We start from the raw sequence: 15684 nt of genomic DNA on the forward strand, positions 1-15684 counted from the left end.
GAGGCTGGTCGGAAAGTACCGCTGGCGGCGCGGGGTTATTTCTTTGTACGCCGTTCATGGGGCCAGCGCAAGGCGCGTTTCGGCGCTGGCGCACGGTGCCGGCGCATGTGACGCGCACGCGTGTCCTGCCCGGGCGGGGCACGCGTCACGTCTGCATCATGGCGTTCAGAAAGTGATCGGCAGGCGCACATTGACCTGCAGGTCGGGCGTGTCGCGCGTCAGCCCCGCGCCCACCGACAGGTTGAGCGTATAGCGGTTGTTGAAGCGGTACGAATATCCCACCAGCAAGGTGCCCTGGGTCACGCGCACCGAGCCGGGCACGGTCATGCCGTTCTGCTTGGTCGGCCAGATGATGGCCTGGTCATAGCCGATACTGAACGACGCCTTCTCGTTGAGCGACAGCCCCATGCCGAAGCTGAACTCGAAGATGTCGCCCGGCGCGATCTTGCCCAGGTTCTCTTTCTCGCCGTTCAGCACGGTGCGGCTCACGTTGTTGCGCGCAAAGTTGTGCAGGTAGCTGAAGGTGCCGAAGAACACCGCCGGATCGGTCGGCAGCAGCCAGGTGATGCCGGGCTGGATCGCCTGGAAGCCGGTGCCGGTGGGCAGCCCCAGCGGCAGGCCGGTGCCGGTGGTATTGCCGACGCAGCGCGTCACGCAATCGGTCACCACTTCGAACGGGTCCTTGCCGGTGGCGGACTTGTAGCGCAGCCAGCCGACAAAGTACGGGATGCGCTCGTTGCCGTAGTTGAGCTGGTAGCGCAGCGTCGCCTCGACATCGCCCAGGCCCTTGCCGCTGGAATTGAACACGTTGTCGACGGCAGTGCCGGTGAACACCTCGCGGCTGATGGTCGAGCCCGAGGTCTGCACGTACGGGACCTTGGCCTCGATCTCGAACCGCTTGGTGACGCCGTAGCGCAGCGCGATCGATTCGATATAGGTCGAGGTCTTGACCTCGCGCACATCGATCAGCCCGATCAGGATGGCCGGAATGATCGAGTAGCCGACCAGCGCGACGCGGTTGTTCGATGAGTAGCCGTACTGGAAGCCCGGCTCCACCACGAGCTTGCCCTCGGCGGTGAGCACCCCGGGCTGGTCGATCAGCGGTGCCACCTCGGGCGGGCGCCGGTCGCTTTCGGGCGGCCGCCCCACGGGCTCTTCCACCGCCACCGTCTGCGGGCTGGCGGACTCGCCTTGCTGTGCCCCGGGCTGCGGTCCCTGGGCCATAACCTGTTGTGGACTGTTGGCCAGACCCGGCGCGCCCTGCGTGGCACTGGCGGCCGCTGCCGCGGTGGCGGCATTGGTGGCGTTGTCGGCCGGCATCACGCCGGGCCCGGAGCGCTGGCCGCCGCGCTTGGCGGCCAGCACCTCGGTGCCGATCACGCTGCGCAGTTCGCGGATCACTGCCTCCTGCTCGGCCAGCGCGCGCTTCATGGCATCGAGCTGGCTGGCCTGCTCGGCGAGTTCCCTCTGCAGTGATTCCAGTCCGGCCGCGGGTGGCCCCGCCTCCGGCGGCGTCTGGGCTTGCGCCAGTCCGCCGAGCAACAGCAACGTCGAGCATCCCGCATTGCGGATGCCCTGCATCGAGCGCTTCTTCATCGCGTCTTCCTCCCCCGGACGGCAGGCTGTTCTGCAGGAGCCCGCGACCTGTACTGCCGCTACCTCGCTAACGGCTATCTCATGCTTGCGGCCCGCAGCAGCGCATTGTTCAGCGCCGTGTTGGCCAGTTGCGACCGGAAGGCCTGCAGCGTATTGACGCTTGCGTCGATTGTCATCAGGCTCCGGATGCTCTGGTTGTTCAGCGTGTTCTGGATCACGGTCACCGGCGTTCCCGCCAGTGCCCCCACCGATGCGGCATTGCCCGGGCCGTTCTGGATCACGTTCAGCAGCCCGTTGGTGACGACCTGGCCCGTGGCGGTACTTACGACTGTGGTCGGCGGGCCCGACGCACCGGTCGCGCCTGCCGCACCTGCTGCGGCCGTGCCGCCTCCCGCCGCACCAGCGCTGGCTGCGGCGCCGCCGTTGGCCGCTGCCGAAGCCGTGCTTCCCGCCCCAGCACCACCCGCAGCCGATGCCGCCGCGCCGGCGCCATTGGCATTCATCGCCGCGGCAGCGTCGGCCGTGACCGGATTGCCTGCCAGCGCGTTGGCCACCGCGGCATTGGTGCTGGCCACAATGGCTGGCCCCAGCGTCGCGGCAAGCCGCGCGGCCTGGTCGGCAGTGATGCGGCTGATGTCCGGGATGTTAATGCTGGTAGCGACCACCAGGTCGCCGTTGATATACACCGCGCGTTCGATACCGAACGAAACCTGCAGCCCCGGCATCTCGAAGCCGCCGCGCATGTCGTCGAGCTTTTCATGTGCCACCGGTTTCCAGCCGGCCATGCTGCCGCGCGCGGCAGCCACAGGGTGGGAGTCGCCGCGCTCGCGCGCGGGCATGGCGGCCTGCGCCGGAGGCGCCGCGGCATCGGCTGCCCCGGGCTGCGGCGGCATGCCGGCCTGTGCCGTGCCGGCGTACGCCAGGCCGGCGCCCAGCACCATCGCCGCGGCCGCCGAGGCGGCGCTGCGTGGCACGGCCGGGGGCGGCAAGGAAGTCTGCAACATGATGCGTTCCTCAAAAATCTCCGGTGCCATGGCGGGGCATGACCGTGAAGAACAGGTTGTCCCGGTTGACGCCCATCCAGTAAGGACCGCTGGGCGCGACGCGCCAGTCCGCGGCGACATTGAAGCGCGCGCGGTCGGTGCGGTTGTGGATCACGAACAGCAGCTGGCTGTCCCAGATGCGCTCGAACTGCTCGCGCGACATGGCGCGCGTGCCGCGCGCCGGATCGCCGACCAGCACGCGGTCGCCCTTCACGCCCTTGACCACCACGAAATGGTGGTAGCCGTTCTCGACGATCAGCACGATCGCCGGCACCTGCGTTTCTTCCAGCTTGGACAGCGGCACCTCGAAGCCATCCGCCTCATAGCCCAGTGCGGCCAGGAAGCGCTTCATGTCCAGCAGCGAGAACCCCTCGGCGCGGATCTTCTGCTGGTCGCCGTTGAGGTACATGTTCTGGAACACCGTGGCCTCGTTGATCGGATGGCCGTACTGGTACGTCAGCAGCGTGGCCACCGCGGCCGAGCCGCAGCTGAAGTCATACTGCTGGCGGATGGTGGACTTGAAGCGCGCCTCGCGGATGCTGGTGACCCTGACGCTGTAGGGCTCGCCCACCGGACCGTACAGCGCGACGTCGGCGGCCTGCGCGCCGGGCACGTGCGCCCCGGCCAGCAGCCAGGGGACACATGCCAGCAGGATTCGCAACGGCTTCATCATTTGAACTGGACGTTGACGATGGTGGCGTTCTGAATCAGCACGTTCGATCCCGAGTTCTGGATCGCGGTGGGAATCCCGGCCGCATTCGAGAACGCGCCTTCCGTGATGTGGTTCGTGCCGGACAAGGTATTGACCGCGGCGTTGTCGGCCACGGTGCCGTGCAGGCGCATATCGTTGACGGTGACCTCCGCACCGCCGCGGACATCATCCAGCCGCGACACGGGCACGGCCTTGGCCGCGCCGGCGAACAGCGCGGCCGGCGCAGGTGCCGGTGCGGCGTCGGCTGCCGCCGCCGCGGTGGGCGCGGCAGCGTCAGCGCGCGCCGCGGCCATGGCGGCCTCCAGCCCTGGCGGCTCCGCATGGGCCGGCAATGCTGGCCAGGCGAGTAATGCCGCGGCAAAGGTGCCGACGGCGAAGCGGACCGGTTGCATGGTGTTCCCCCCTGCCGATGCGCCGACTCTCTCCACTCGGCTGCATGGCAACTTGGCTTGCGTAGGCATGACAGGGCCCGGGCGCCCGCACACAGGATGCGGGCGCCGGTCCTGCCGGCATGACTGCGAAACCGCCGGCCGGCCCCGGGGCAAGCCCGGGGTCCGGCCGCGTTGCGCGTCTTACCTGCCGCCCACGTTGAGGTTGGCCTGCACGTTCACGCTTTGCTGCACCAGCGAAGCCACGCCGCTGTTCTGGCTGGCCATCATGATGCCCGCCGCCGTCTGACCAACGCTGGTCATGGTGTTGGACATGTTGAAGGTGCCTGCGTCGACCAGGTTGTAGCCACCAGCACCGCCGGTACCGCCAGCGCCGCCGTTGCCCACGCCACCCATGCCGCCGGTACCGCCGGTGGCCGCCCCGCCGCTGCCGCCGTTGCCGCCGTTGCCGCCGTCGCCGCCGTCACCAGCGGTGGCGCTGCCGTTCGACGCCATCGCCGTGGCCGCCCCCGAGGTAGCTGCCGCGCCCGCGCCGCCGGCACCGCCGGTGCTGCTCTGCGCGCCGCCGGCACCGCCGGTCGCCGTGCCGTTGCCAGCCGTCGCGGTCGCGCCCGCGCCGCTCGAGCCGCCCGCACCGCCGGTGCCGCTGCCGGCGCCGCCGGTCGCGACCGAGCCGGAGCTGCCGGAGCCGCCCGCACCGCCGGTGGCACCCGCGCCGCCGCCCGTGCCCGTGCCCGCGCCCGCCGTGTTGGTACCGGTCGCACCGGACCCGCCACCAGCGCCACCCGCACCGCCGGCGTCCGCGCCGCGGCCGTTGGCATCGCCGCCGCTGCCGCCCGCGCCGCCGGCCGAACCGGCCAGGCCACCCAGGGCACCGCTGGCACCCAGGCCGCCGCCGCCGATCGCGCCGGCGCTGCCGCCACGGCCGCCCGCGCCAAGCGAGGCGCTCAGAGCACCGCCGCCCTTGCCGTAGGCATCACCGCCGCTGCCGCCCTTGCTGCCCGCGGCGCTGAGCGCGCTACCGCCCTTGCCATAGGCGCTGCCACCATCGCCGCCCCAGCCGATCGCGGCGCCACCATCGCCACCGTCGCCGCCCACGGCCCTGCCCGTGGTGGCATCGCCGGCGCGAGCCCCGCCGTTATAGGCATAGGCCTTGGCGCCCACCGCACCGACCGCGCCGGCAGCACCGTTGCCGCCCACGCCGCCTGCACCGGTACCGCCGTTGCCGCCGGTGCCGCCCTTGCCGCCGAAGCCGGTGCCGCCGTTGGCGTTACCGAAGTTCTTGGCCACATTGCCGATGTTGGCGACCGTATTGCCGGTGACCTGCCCACTGAGCTTGCTGACCGCGATCGCCTTGCTGGTGTTGAAGGAATTGGCGATGCTCGACGAGGCGTTGCCCGCGTTGGCGGCGGCATTGCCCAGCCCGCCCTGGTCCAGCGTCAGGCGGGTGCGGTTGTCGGAGTTGGTCTTGCTCTTGTTGTTGGAGTTGGTGCGGTTGTTGGAGTCATTGGTCGACTTGTCCACCGCTACGTCGACCGTGGTGGTGCGGGTGCTGGTGCGGGTGCTGGTGCTGTGATCGGAGTTGTCCTGGTTGGACGTCGAGTTCTCATTGGCCAGGGACCCGGCGCCGCTTTGGGTTGAATTGGCGGTGGCGGTCTGATGGTTCCAGCCATCCGTGTTGGTATTGGTCGGGTTACCCCACGCCGAACCAGCAAAGGCGAGGGCAATCGCCGACGCCAGCATTGTCTTGTTCATACGATGCTCCCAGGAGGATTTCACATTCACAGCGGCTCTGCTCCTGGCCGGCAACTCATCGATGAGCGCACGGCCGGAGGTTCCGGTCAGGCTAGCTGCCAAACCAGCCTGCCCTGCGCATAATCGGTGCCAGCTTCGTCACCTGGAGCGGCAAGTCCTTGTATTACAAGGGCCACCTGGCGTCGCGGCACGGTTCTGGCCGATGTTTTGCCGGATCAACATGGGCCCGCGCCGATGTGCGGCCGGGGACATGTCACATTGCTGTGACAGAGGGGTCCCATCGGCTTCTTGAGGCCCCTTGCGGCTCGCCAGGAAAGCCTTGGTTTTCAAAGACTTGCAGCGCCCGCTCGGGATTTGCCCTGATGCTCCGGCCGCGTATCGGCGGTGAAACATGCGGCCGGGGGTGCCGCCGCCGCCGCCCATGTGGGCCGCGCCACATTGCCGGCTTGACGCGACGCTGGCGGCATGGGCAAGTCCGCGCCGCGGCCATCGCGGCGGCATCACCGGCCGGCCGGCACGCTGTCCGCGCAACGGAGCGAATCCGGCACAATGCCCGGCTGCGCCTTGGCGCAGCGTCGCACCCGCACCCGGCCCTTGTCGCGGAAACGCCTCAGCGTTTATCCTCGCTAGGCCCTATGTCTGATTTAAAGTACATTAGAGGCATTACAGACTTGTCATCTCTCCACAAGGGAAACCATGAGTGAAGCCGTCGTTCCCCTGTATCACCAGATTTACGTGGTGCTGCGCCAGCAGATCGTCGAAGGCCGCTTCGGCCAGGGTCCCTTGCCCGGGGAGATTGACCTCGCCAAGCAGTTCCACGCGTCGCGCGTGACCATGCGGCGCGTGTTCGACCGGCTGGTGCAGGAAGGGCTGGTGCGCCGCCATCGCGGCCTCGGCACCTTCGTCAACCCGCATCCGGTGCGCCCGGCCGCGGCGGCCGGCGAGGAGCGCGGCACCAGCCTGCTCGACAACATCATCGACATGGGCCAGAAGACCTCGGTCAAGGTGATCTCGATCGATGAAGTCCATGCCACGCCCGATGTTGCCGACTCGCTGCAGATCGAGCCCGGCGACCCGGTGGTGAAGATCGTGCGCGTGCGCCACTACCGCAACCGTCCGCTGTCCCACATCACGGTCTACCTGCCGGCGGCGCTGGGGCGGCCGATCACGCGCCAGGCGCTGGAAGAGACCCCGGTGCTGCGCTTGCTGGAAGCGGGCGGCATCAAGCTCGGCCGTGCCAGCCAGGTACTGTCGGCGCGGCTGGCCGACGTGGTGGTCGCGCCGCTGCTGGACGTGCCGGTCGGCGGCGCGCTGCTGGCGGTGCGGCGCGTGGTCAAGGACCAGTCCGGGCGTCCGGTGCAATTGCTGCTGGGCCAGTATCGCCCGGACCGCTACGAGTACCGGATGGAACTGTCGCCGGCCGGCGTCGACAGCGCCAACGTCTGGGTCGAGAGCGAAACCCGCCCGGGCTTGCGCGATTGACTCGCGATTGACTCGCGATTGACCCGCGATTGACGCCACGGGAGTTGCCCCGGGCTTGCGTTGGCGGGGGTGCGCCGGACCCCGTTCCGCGCCATACTGCGCATCCCTGATCACATCGAGCGAGGACCGCCGCCATGCCTGAATTCCGTCCGTCCAGCCTGACCCGCCTGCCTTCGATTCCGCGCCGCGCCACGATGCGGCGCCTTGCCACGCTCGGCTCGCTGGCCGCGTGCGCGCTGGCCTTGCCGCTGTCGGCGGCCGCGCAGGCCCAAGGCCAGTCCCAGGCGCAGCTTGCCGGCGGCAAGCCGATCCGGATCCTGGTGGGCGCGCCGGCCGGCGGCACCACCGACACGCTGGCGCGCACCATCGCCCAGGAGATGTCGCAGGAGCTGGGCCAGCCGGTGGTGGTCGAGAACCGCCCCGGCGCCGGCGGCAATATCGCCGCCGACCTGGTCGCCAAGAGCGCGCCGGACGGCAGCACGCTGCTGATGAGCTTCACCAGCCATACCATCAACGCCACGCTGTACAAGAAGCTGCCGTTCGACCCGGTGCAGGACTTCACGCCGATCACGCTGGTCGCCACCGTGCCCAGCGTACTGGTGGCCACGCCTCGCCTGGCGGCCAACAACGTGCCCGAATTGATCCGCCTGGCGCGCTCGGAGCCTGGCAAGCTGAACTTCGCCATCGGCTCGGTCGGCTCGTCGCTGCACATGGCCGGCGACATGTTCAAGATGATGACCGGCACCTACATCGTCAACATTCCGTACAAGGGCACCTCGCCGGCGCTGACCGACGTGCTGGCGGGCCAGTGCGACCTGATGTTCGCCAGCACCATCAACGTGCTGCCGCACGTGCGCGCGGGCAAGCTCAAGGTGCTGGGCGTGACCAGTCCCGCGCCGCTGCCGCAGTTCCCGGGCGCGGCGCCGATCGGCAATACCGTCAAGGGCTTCGAGTCGAGCGCGTGGTTCGGGCTGTTCGGCCCGGCCGGCATGCCGCACGAGACCACGCAGGCGCTGTACCAGGCCGCGCGCAAGGGGCTGGAGTCCCCCGCGGTGCGCAAGCGCCTGGAGAACGACGGCGCGCAGCCGATGGGCACGCCGCCCGAGGCCTTCGCCGCGTTCGTCAAGCAGGACGTCAAGCGCTGGGCGGGCGTGGTCAAGTATTCGGGAGCGTCGCCGGAATGAGCGCCCTCCCCGCCACGCTCGCGCAGAAGCTGGTGGCCCGTGCCGCCGGGCTGGCGCATGCCGAGCCCGGCTCCGTGGTGATCTGCCAGGTCGACCTGGCGATGTCGCACGACTCCAGCGGCCCGCGCCGCGTGGCGCCGCTGCTGCAGGAGCTTGGCACCGGGGTGTGGGACCCGTCGCGCTATGTGGTGGTGACCGACCATTTCGTGCCGGGCGGCGACGCCGAATCCGAATCGATCCTGCGCTTCACGCGCGACTGGACGCGCCAGGCCGGCGCGCACTTCATCGACGCCGAGGGCATCTGCCATGTGGTGCTGCCCGAGCGCGGCCATGTGCTGCCGGGCCGCCTGATCGTCGGCGGCGACAGCCACAGCCCCACCGGCGGCGCCTTCGGCGCCTACATGTTCGGCGTGGGCGCGACCGAGATGGCCGGCGTGCTCGCCACCGGCGAGATCTGGCTGCGGGTGCCGGACACCATCCGGCTGCAATGGGACGGGCAGCTCGCGCCCGGGGTGTGCGCCAAGGACATGATGCTGTTCCTGTGCGCCACGCTGGGCATGGGCGGCGGGCGCTACCAGGCGCTCGAATACACCGGCAGCGCCGTCACCGCGCTGCCGATGCAGGAGCGCATGACGCTCACCAACATGAGCACCGAGCTCGGCGCGCAGACCGGACTGGTCGCGCCCGATGCGGTCACGCTGGAATGGCTGGCGCAGGCCGGCGTGCCGGCGCAGACGCTGGCCGCGATCGACCTGGACCACTGGCGCAGCGATGCCGGTGCGCCGGTGCTGGCCACGCACCGCTTCGACGCCGCCGCATTGGTACCGCAGGTGGCCGCGCCGCACTCGCCCGCCAACAGCGCGCCGGTCGACCGGGCCGCCGGCGAGCCGGTGCAAATCGCCTACCTGGGCGCCTGCACCGGCGCCAAGCTGGAAGACCTGCGCATGGCCGCGCGCGTGCTGCGCGGACGCCGCGTTGCCGCCGGCGTGACGCTGCAGGTGGCGCCGGCCTCGCGCCGCGACCAGCTGCAGGCCGAGCAGGAAGGCACGCTCGCCATCCTCGCCGATGCCGGCGCGATGCTGCTGCCCAATGCCTGCGGCGCCTGCGCCGGCTATGGCGCGGCGCGCTTCCCGGCCGGCAGCCGCGCGATTGCCTCGACCGCGCGCAATTTCTCGGGCCGCATGGGCGACGCCGGCAGCGCGGTGTGGCTGGGCTCGCCGATGACGGTGGCCGCCAGCGCCGTCACCGGCTGCATCACCGATCCGCGCACGCTGCTGGAGTAACGCCGCGGCCCCTGACCTCGTGCCCGCCGCCGGCGGGACAGACTTCCCGCATGACCTCTGCCTTCGCCCCCGCCCCTGCCGGCCGCCTCTGGCGCTTCGGCGACAACATCGACACCGATGCCATGGCCCCCGCCGTGCTGATGAAAGCGCCGCTGCCAGTGCTGGCCCGGCATTGCCTGGCCGCGGTGCGCCCCGAATTTCCCGGCAGCGTGCGCCCCGGCGACGTGCTGGTGGCGGGCGCCAACTTCGGCATCGGCTCCTCGCGCGAGCAGGCGCCGCAGGCGCTGCGCGAACTGGGCGTGGGGGCGGTGGTGGCGCAATCGTTCGGCGGGCTGTTCTATCGCAACGCCATCAACCTGGGCCTGCCGGTGCTGGTCTGCGCCGACACCAGCCGGCTGGCCGACGGCGCGCACGCGGTGCTGGACCTGGATAGCGCGCAGTTGCGGCTGGACGACGGCAGCGTGGCGGCGTGCGAGCCGATCCCGGCGTTCCTGCGCGCCATCCTGGCCGCGGGCGGGCTGGTGCCGCACCTGAAGGCGCGCCTGGCGCGCGAACGCGGCGCCCGAGGCTGAATCCGCGGTGCAGCGGCTCAGGCCGCAGGCGTGGAGGCGGCGCGCAGCAGCGCCAGCGCCTCTTCGTCGCTGGTCTGGCTGAAATCGAGGTAGAACGCGCCGACCGCGCCGAAGCTGGGCGGCGTGTTCAGGCAGATCACCTCGTCGGCGGCCGCGGCCAGGCTGGCCAGCCCGTCCTGCGAGCCCACCGGGGTGGCCGCGATCACGCGCGCCGCGCCGGCCATGCGCACGCCTTCGAGCGCGGCGCGCATGGTGGCGCCGGTGGCCACGCCGTCATCGACCACGATCACCACGCGTCCGGCGCGGGCCGGCACCGGCTTGCCGCCGCGGTAGCGCTGCTGGCGCCGGGCGATCTCGTCGAGCTGGCGGCCGCGCTCGGCATCGAAGCTGCCGCTGTCGACCGCGCGGCGGGCCCAGGGATCGTCATTGACCACCGTGTGCGGTCCGCCACCGCCGGCATCGCCCTCCACCACCGCGCCCAGCGCCAGTTCCGGGTAGCCCAGCGCGCCGATCTTGCGCACCAGCAGCACGTCCAGCTGCCCGTCCAGCGCGCGCGCCACCTCGAACGCCACCGGCACGCCGCCGCGCGGCAACGCCAGCACCAGCGGCGGCTGGCCCAGCTGCGCGGCGCCAAGGCCCAGTCCGGCCAGGTGGCGGCCGAGGTATTGGCCCGCCTCGCGGCGGTCGGCAAAGCAGGGCGGCAGGGACATGGCGGTTTCCATCGGAGCAGGACGGCCAGCGCAGGCGTCCCTCCGCCAAATATAGACCCTGGCGCTGGCGGCGGCGGCGGCCCGCGGGCCACTTCCAAGGCGAGCCAGCGCGCTCCGGCGCCATTAGGCGCGCTCGTGCAACAGTGTGTTGAGGCTGGGGTGGCTGACTTCGCCGCAGTGCAGCATTACGATGGCTGCTGGCGCTGACAACGCCAGACCGACATTGCCGGACAGGCCGCCGTGCCCGCCCCGGCCCATCGCATGAGCCCTGACATGACCACGCCCTCCCCCGCCCGCGCCGCTACGGCGCATTCCCAAGCCGACGCCACGGCAGACGTCTCCCCCCTCTCCGCTCCCGACATTCCGTTCGGTTCGCTCGAAGCCGCGGCAATGGCCGAGCTGCCCTACACCTTCCGCCCGGCCGGCACCTGCACCCGCTACTACAACGAATTCTTCGGCTGAAGCCCGGGCGGCGCGCCGGCCGCCATCACGGTCTCGCACAACGCGGCCAGCCGCGCCGCCATGTCGCGCGCCGCGGCCGGCAGGTCCGGCTGCGCGTGCAGGCTCAGTTCCACATCCGGCACCGCGGCGGGCCAGCCGTGCTCCAGCACGGTGTGGTGCGCCGTGGCCAGCCGCCGCGGCAGCAGCGTCACACCCAGGCCATCGGCCACCGCCGCCAGGATGCTGGCCAGGCTGGCGCTGACAAAGGCCACGCGCCAGCGCCGGCCGCCGGCGTCGAGCGCGTGCGTCATCTCGCCGCGATACAGGCCGCCCACCGGGAACGCCACCAGCGGCACCGGGTCGCGCGCCACCGCCGGCCGGCTGCGGCTGTCGATCCAGCACAGCGGCTCGGGCCAGCTGGCCAGCCCCTGTACCTGGCCGGTGCGCTGCTTGACCAGCACCAGGTCCAGCTCGCGGTCCTGGAAGCGCTGCCACAGCTCGTGGCTCATGCCGCTGGTCACCTCCAGCCGCATGCCCGGCCAGTCGTCGGCAAACCCGGCCAGCACCGGCGTCAGCGGCCGCGCGGCAAAGTCCTCGGGCACGCCCAGCCGGATCTCGCCCTGGCCGGCGCTCTGGCGCAGCTGCCCCACGGCCTCGGCCATCAGCTGCTGCAGCCGGCGCGCATACCCCAGCAGGCGCTCGCCTTCCGGCGTGGTCGTGACATAGCGCCCGCCGCGATCCAGCAGCACGCAGCCCAGCTGCTCCTCCAGCCGGCGCACCTGCTGGCTGACGGTCGACTGGGTCAGGTGCACGCGCTGCGCGGCACGGGTGAAGCTGCCGCTTTCGGCGACGGCGACAAAGCTCTGCAGCAGCACGGGGTCGAGGCGGGGGTCCTGCATGGCGGCGTATCCATTGGCTTTTCCACTGCCGACGATTTCATCATTTAATTTCCCAATTACCAAGCGCCGGCGTAGAGTTTCGGCACGATGCCCCGGCCTGCGTCCGGGCGCCATCGCGCCGACTCCATGCACCATGCCGCGTTGCACGCGAGCATGTACCCACTTTTCTGCCAACCATGACCACTCACCAGGAATTCATGCGCGAGGCGGTGCGCCTCGCGGCGGCCAACCGTGACCGCGGCGCGCGCCCGTTCGGCGCCGTGCTGGTGCTCGACGGCGAAGCCGTCGCCACCGGCGTCAACGACATCGTCCACAGCCACGACCCGACCACCCATGCCGAGATGGAGGCGGTGCGCGCCGCCGCGCGCAAGCTGGGCCGCCCCGACCTGCGCGGCAGCGTGGTCTATGCCAGCGGCCATCCGTGCCCGATGTGCCTGGCGGCGATGACCATGGCCGGGGTGCAGGCGGTCTACTACGCCTTCGACAACCAGGATGCCGCGCCCTACGGCATGTCGAGCGAGGCCGCCTACCAGGCGCTGCGCCTGCCGCTCGACCCGCCACCGCTGCCGCTCACGCGGGTGCCGGTCGACCTCTCCGCCGCGCAGCTCTACGGCATGCGCCCGCGCCGTGGCTGAAGGCGCGCGCCCGGTGCGGCCCCAGCCGCCGCGCTGGCTGGTGCTGGCGGCCGTGGCCGGCATCGGACTGAACCTGCGGCCGTTCCTGACCGCGGTCGGGCCGCTGGCGCCCGCCATCCGCGGCGGCACCGGCCTGAGCTACCAGGGCATGGCGTGGCTGACGCTGCTGCCGATGCTGCTGATGGGGGTGGGGGCGTTCTTCGGCCCTGCCATCCGCGCCCGGCTGGGCGCGCGCACCGCGGTGCTGGGCGCGCTGGCGCTGCTGGGTGCCGGCTGCGCCGTGCGGCTGGGCGTGGCCGGCGGGACCTGGCTGATCGCCTCGGCGGCGCTGTGCGGGCTGGGCGTGGCGGTGGTGCAGGCGGCGTGCCCGGGGCTGGTCAAGCAGGAGTTCCCGGCGCGCGTGGCGCCGGTGATGGGACTGTATTCGGCCGCGCTGATGGGCGGCGGCGCGCTCGGCGCGCAGCTTTCGCCCTATGTGACCGAGCTGGCCGGCAGCTGGCGCGAGGCGCTGGCGCTGTGGGCCGTGCCCGCGCTGGCGGCGCTGGCTCTGGCGTGGGTGGCACTGCCGCACGGCCCGGCGCGCCAGCAGGCATCGCTGCCGGCCGCGCCGTCTGGCCGCTCGCCCGTGGCCGCCGGCAGGACCCGCGCGCTGCTGCGGCGCCCGCGCACCTGGCTGCTGATGATCAGCTTCGGCGTGATGAACGGCGGCTATGCCTCGCTGGTGGCATGGCTGGCGCCGTTCTACCAGAGCCACGGCTGGAGCGCGCCGGCCAGCGGCTCTCTGGTGGCGCTGATGGCGGTGGCGCAGGCCGCCGCGGCGCTGCTGCTGCCGGCACTGGCGGCGCGCCGCCTGGACCGGCGCGCGTGGATGGCGCTGGCGCTGGCGCTGCAGGTTGCCGGCTTCGCCGGGCTGGCGCTGTGGCCGGACCTCGCACCGCACGCCTGGGCCGTGATCGGCGGCGCCGGCCTGGGCGGCTGCTTTGCGCTGTACCTGGTGGTGGCGCTGGACCACCTGCCCGACGCCGACAGTGCAGGAGCGCTGAGCGCGGTGATGCAGGGCGGCGGCTTCCTGCTGGCGTCGCTGGCGCCGTGGATCACCGCCATGCTGCAGGCCCGCACCGGCAGCTTCGCCGCGGGCTGGTGGTACCACCTGGCGTGCGCGGCTGTGGTGGGCGTGCTGACCATGCGGCTGGACCCGGCACGCTACGGCGCCTCCTTTGCGTTGCCGGCCTCCGCCGGCTGCGCGCGGCAGGCTGGATGAGACCAGCCCGGCCGCGCTGACGGCGCGCGGCTGATACCAGTCTGGCCGTCAGCCGGCGCGAGCTCCCGCGTCAGCGGGCCGGCGCGGCCTCCACCACGGCCGTGGCATCCGCCGGCATTGGCTCCTGCGGCAGGGCGAACAATGCCGCGGCGGGCGGCGACAGGCCCTGCAGCCATTGCAGGGCGAGCACGATAAGCATGACCGGCATGGCGCCTCCTTCCCGCATACGTGGCCACTTCTCACTGGTATAGCCCATCGCGTCCGGGCGGCGCCTCATGCCGACGCGCCGCGTTGCCACGCGTACCCGTTTCTGCGTGGCCGTCCGGCCCGGCCGGACACCATGGCAAGCGCACGCAGCCAGCCCCGCCTTGCGAGATTTATTTCCCATGTAACGTCCCATTACCTTCGCCAGGGTGTCCGCGGGCCGACCGACGGGTCCGCCGTATTGCCCGCCAAGCCTTGCCTGTCAACGGATTCCGGAGGGGCAGGCGGACGCGGCGGGCGCTGGCTCGTGCCGTGGCCCCATGTGAGACAGGCTTACAAGTGCAAGCGCGCAGCACGGCAGCCGGCCGCTACATTGACACCGTGTCCAACGCGATCCCGCCAGGAGCCAAGATGAAACGAGCCCTCACGCTGGTGGTGCTGCTGTCCACCACCGCCGCACTGCTTTCCGCCTGCATCGTGGTGCCCCCGCGCGGCGGCCCGCCGCCGCGCCACCACCATCATCACTACTGATTCCGCCACCGCCCAAAGGAGCCCTCCCATGAAACGCCAACTCCTGCTTGCTGCAGCCGTCCTTGCCACGGGCGGCGCCTTCGGCCTGACCGCCCCCGCCGAAGCCCACCAGGCGCCGGTCGCCCGCGGCTACGGCCATCCGCCGCCGCCGCCGCGCTACGAGCCGCACCCGGCCGCGCGCCGCGGCCAGGTCTGGGTGCCGGGCCACTGGGAAGCCCGCGGCGGGCGTTATGCCTGGCGCGGCGGCTACTGGCAGCCGCAGCGCGTGGGCTACCGCTATGTGCCCGAGCGCTGGGTCCGCGGCCCGCACGGCTGGGTCATGCGCCCGGGCCGCTGGGTACGCTGAGCCGGACGGCCGGCGCCATCATTCCGCCTTGAGGCCTTGCTCCCCACCGATGGGTGGTGGCAAGCCCGTCGCGGCCGGTGGCGCCGGCGCCGCCGCGCTCATCCATGGTGGTAGCCACGCCTCATCCAGAAGCACTAGACCATGTGCGCGAAGTGCCGGCAAATCTGCCGAATTGATTTCACAACCAACATTTCCGGGGCGCGTTTCATAATTGGAGCAGCACCACTGATGGTGTATTCCGGACACCCCTCATTAGGGTTATAAAACCGTCATATCCGGCAAGAGATAATAGAATCTGTTTCAGATTTGCAACCAATTTAATTCTGAATGTCACACCGATGAAACCACCGGGAACGGCGCCAGCGCGGCGTTTCCGGAACCTGGGAGGGGTAAATGCGCAATATTTGAAAGGATTATGAAGGTCCTTTCATTCCCTCCCTCATTCCAACTCGGACCCCCTCGCTTGCATTCCCCTCCCCCAGCCCATAAGATGAATTCCAACTGATTTAGGAGTAACAAGCACCCGGGGTCGGATTCGGGGTCATCCTTCCAGCCATGGGCAAGTTCCAGCCACAACAACGGAACCGCCCGGCATGGAAGCATGGGGGTCAGCCACAGAGCCAGCCACCAGTCACCAGCCA

At 70.9% G+C, this 15684-nt stretch carries 16 protein-coding genes; 8 read left to right on the forward strand and 8 right to left on the reverse strand.

Annotated features, from left to right (window positions below; translation table 11 throughout):
* Positions 1–165: 165 nt before the first annotated feature.
* The 5 genes from U9J39_RS00465 to U9J39_RS00485 all read right to left on the reverse strand — a co-directional run bounded on the left by U9J39_RS00465 (position 166) and on the right by U9J39_RS00485 (position 5495).
* On the reverse strand, positions 166–1596 hold the full coding sequence (locus U9J39_RS00465; RefSeq protein WP_116313705.1) for an acetate kinase: 1431 nt from the start codon (positions 1594–1596) through the stop codon (positions 166–168).
* 74 nt (positions 1597–1670) lie between these two features.
* A complete protein-coding gene (locus U9J39_RS00470; RefSeq protein ID WP_116313706.1) occupies positions 1671–2600 on the reverse strand; it encodes a flagellin in 930 nt (309 codons plus the stop codon).
* A 10-nt stretch (positions 2601–2610) separates the two neighbouring features.
* Positions 2611–3309: a C39 family peptidase gene (locus U9J39_RS00475; RefSeq protein WP_115682106.1), complete on the reverse strand. Its 699-nt coding sequence runs from the start codon at positions 3307–3309 to the stop codon at positions 2611–2613.
* The gene (locus tag U9J39_RS00480) at positions 3309–3743 is read right to left on the reverse strand and encodes a hypothetical protein (protein WP_115711826.1); all 435 of its coding nucleotides are present in this window, start codon (positions 3741–3743) and stop codon (positions 3309–3311) included. The genes U9J39_RS00475 and U9J39_RS00480 overlap by 1 nt, the downstream gene beginning before the upstream one ends.
* 180 nt (positions 3744–3923) lie before the next feature.
* A complete protein-coding gene (locus U9J39_RS00485; protein WP_326346276.1) occupies positions 3924–5495 on the reverse strand; it encodes a hypothetical protein in 1572 nt (523 codons plus the stop codon).
* 696 nt (positions 5496–6191) lie between these two features.
* Here U9J39_RS00485 and U9J39_RS00490 point away from each other — a divergent pair.
* The 4 genes from U9J39_RS00490 to U9J39_RS00505 all read left to right on the forward strand — a co-directional run bounded on the left by U9J39_RS00490 (position 6192) and on the right by U9J39_RS00505 (position 10016).
* Entirely contained in the window at positions 6192–6977 is a 786-nt protein-coding gene (locus tag U9J39_RS00490; RefSeq protein WP_018006055.1) for a GntR family transcriptional regulator, read from the forward strand.
* Positions 6978–7111: 134 nt separating this feature from the next.
* Positions 7112–8161, forward strand: coding sequence for a tripartite tricarboxylate transporter substrate binding protein (locus U9J39_RS00495; RefSeq protein WP_116313710.1), 1050 nt, complete (start codon positions 7112–7114; stop codon positions 8159–8161).
* Positions 8158–9444, forward strand: a complete 1287-nt coding sequence (locus U9J39_RS00500) for a 3-isopropylmalate dehydratase large subunit (RefSeq protein WP_116313711.1) — start codon at positions 8158–8160, stop codon at positions 9442–9444. The genes U9J39_RS00495 and U9J39_RS00500 overlap by 4 nt, the downstream gene beginning before the upstream one ends.
* Positions 9445–9494: 50 nt before the next feature.
* The gene (locus U9J39_RS00505) at positions 9495–10016 is read left to right on the forward strand and encodes a LeuD/DmdB family oxidoreductase small subunit (RefSeq protein ID WP_115711819.1); all 522 of its coding nucleotides are present in this window, start codon (positions 9495–9497) and stop codon (positions 10014–10016) included.
* Between the two features lie 17 nt (positions 10017–10033).
* On the opposite strand, the gene U9J39_RS00510 is transcribed toward U9J39_RS00505, so the two are convergent.
* Complete coding sequence (locus U9J39_RS00510) at positions 10034–10726, reverse strand: phosphoribosyltransferase (RefSeq protein ID WP_115711817.1); 693 nt, start codon at positions 10724–10726, stop codon at positions 10034–10036.
* A 273-nt stretch (positions 10727–10999) separates the two neighbouring features.
* On the opposite strand from U9J39_RS00510, the gene U9J39_RS00515 reads away from it, so the two are divergent.
* Positions 11000–11188, forward strand: coding sequence for a hypothetical protein (locus U9J39_RS00515; protein ID WP_115711815.1), 189 nt, complete (start codon positions 11000–11002; stop codon positions 11186–11188).
* Here U9J39_RS00515 and U9J39_RS00520 read toward each other — a convergent pair.
* The gene (locus U9J39_RS00520) at positions 11167–12066 is read right to left on the reverse strand and encodes a LysR family transcriptional regulator (protein WP_326346277.1); all 900 of its coding nucleotides are present in this window, start codon (positions 12064–12066) and stop codon (positions 11167–11169) included. The genes U9J39_RS00515 and U9J39_RS00520 overlap by 22 nt on opposite strands.
* Positions 12067–12242: 176 nt before the next feature.
* Between U9J39_RS00520 and U9J39_RS00525 the strand changes: the two genes are divergently transcribed.
* Together U9J39_RS00525 and U9J39_RS00530 are read left to right on the forward strand one after the other, a co-directional pair.
* Entirely contained in the window at positions 12243–12701 is a 459-nt protein-coding gene (locus tag U9J39_RS00525) for a nucleoside deaminase (protein ID WP_116313714.1), read from the forward strand.
* Positions 12694–13962 (forward strand): cyanate transporter, encoded by a 1269-nt coding sequence (locus tag U9J39_RS00530; protein WP_116313715.1) that lies wholly within the window; start codon positions 12694–12696, stop codon positions 13960–13962. Before U9J39_RS00525 ends, U9J39_RS00530 begins: the two co-directional genes overlap by 8 nt.
* Positions 13963–14032: 70 nt before the next feature.
* Here U9J39_RS00530 and U9J39_RS00535 read toward each other — a convergent pair whose 3' ends face one another.
* Complete coding sequence (locus U9J39_RS00535) at positions 14033–14170, reverse strand: hypothetical protein (protein WP_172581802.1); 138 nt, start codon at positions 14168–14170, stop codon at positions 14033–14035.
* 555 nt (positions 14171–14725) lie between these two features.
* Here U9J39_RS00535 and U9J39_RS00540 point away from each other — a divergent pair.
* Positions 14726–15043: a YXWGXW repeat-containing protein gene (locus tag U9J39_RS00540; RefSeq protein ID WP_092314860.1), complete on the forward strand. Its 318-nt coding sequence runs from the start codon at positions 14726–14728 to the stop codon at positions 15041–15043.
* Positions 15044–15684: the final 641 nt, after the last annotated feature.

The sequence above is a fragment of the Cupriavidus sp. SS-3 genome (assembly GCF_035818815.1).
In the GTDB taxonomy this organism is placed as follows: Bacteria; Pseudomonadota; Gammaproteobacteria; order Burkholderiales; family Burkholderiaceae; genus Cupriavidus; species Cupriavidus taiwanensis_C.

Coding starts and splice junctions, on each gene's coding strand:
- U9J39_RS00515 (WP_115711815.1), top strand. CDS start 11,000: ATGACCACGCCCTCCCCCGCCCGCGCCGCTACGGCGCATTCCCAAGCC.
- U9J39_RS00490 (WP_018006055.1), top strand. CDS start 6,192: ATGAGTGAAGCCGTCGTTCCCCTGTATCACCAGATTTACGTGGTGCTG.
- U9J39_RS00500 (WP_116313711.1), top strand. CDS start 8,158: ATGAGCGCCCTCCCCGCCACGCTCGCGCAGAAGCTGGTGGCCCGTGCC.
- U9J39_RS00470 (WP_116313706.1), bottom strand. CDS start 2,600: ATGTTGCAGACTTCCTTGCCGCCCCCGGCCGTGCCACGCAGCGCCGCC.
- U9J39_RS00525 (WP_116313714.1), top strand. CDS start 12,243: ATGACCACTCACCAGGAATTCATGCGCGAGGCGGTGCGCCTCGCGGCG.
- U9J39_RS00485 (WP_326346276.1), bottom strand. CDS start 5,495: ATGAACAAGACAATGCTGGCGTCGGCGATTGCCCTCGCCTTTGCTGGT.
- U9J39_RS00475 (WP_115682106.1), bottom strand. CDS start 3,309: ATGAAGCCGTTGCGAATCCTGCTGGCATGTGTCCCCTGGCTGCTGGCC.
- U9J39_RS00505 (WP_115711819.1), top strand. CDS start 9,495: ATGACCTCTGCCTTCGCCCCCGCCCCTGCCGGCCGCCTCTGGCGCTTC.
- U9J39_RS00510 (WP_115711817.1), bottom strand. CDS start 10,726: ATGTCCCTGCCGCCCTGCTTTGCCGACCGCCGCGAGGCGGGCCAATAC.
- U9J39_RS00540 (WP_092314860.1), top strand. CDS start 14,726: ATGAAACGCCAACTCCTGCTTGCTGCAGCCGTCCTTGCCACGGGCGGC.
- U9J39_RS00480 (WP_115711826.1), bottom strand. CDS start 3,743: ATGCAACCGGTCCGCTTCGCCGTCGGCACCTTTGCCGCGGCATTACTC.
- U9J39_RS00465 (WP_116313705.1), bottom strand. CDS start 1,596: ATGAAGAAGCGCTCGATGCAGGGCATCCGCAATGCGGGATGCTCGACG.
- U9J39_RS00535 (WP_172581802.1), bottom strand. CDS start 14,170: ATGCCGGTCATGCTTATCGTGCTCGCCCTGCAATGGCTGCAGGGCCTG.
- U9J39_RS00495 (WP_116313710.1), top strand. CDS start 7,112: ATGCCTGAATTCCGTCCGTCCAGCCTGACCCGCCTGCCTTCGATTCCG.
- U9J39_RS00520 (WP_326346277.1), bottom strand. CDS start 12,066: ATGCAGGACCCCCGCCTCGACCCCGTGCTGCTGCAGAGCTTTGTCGCC.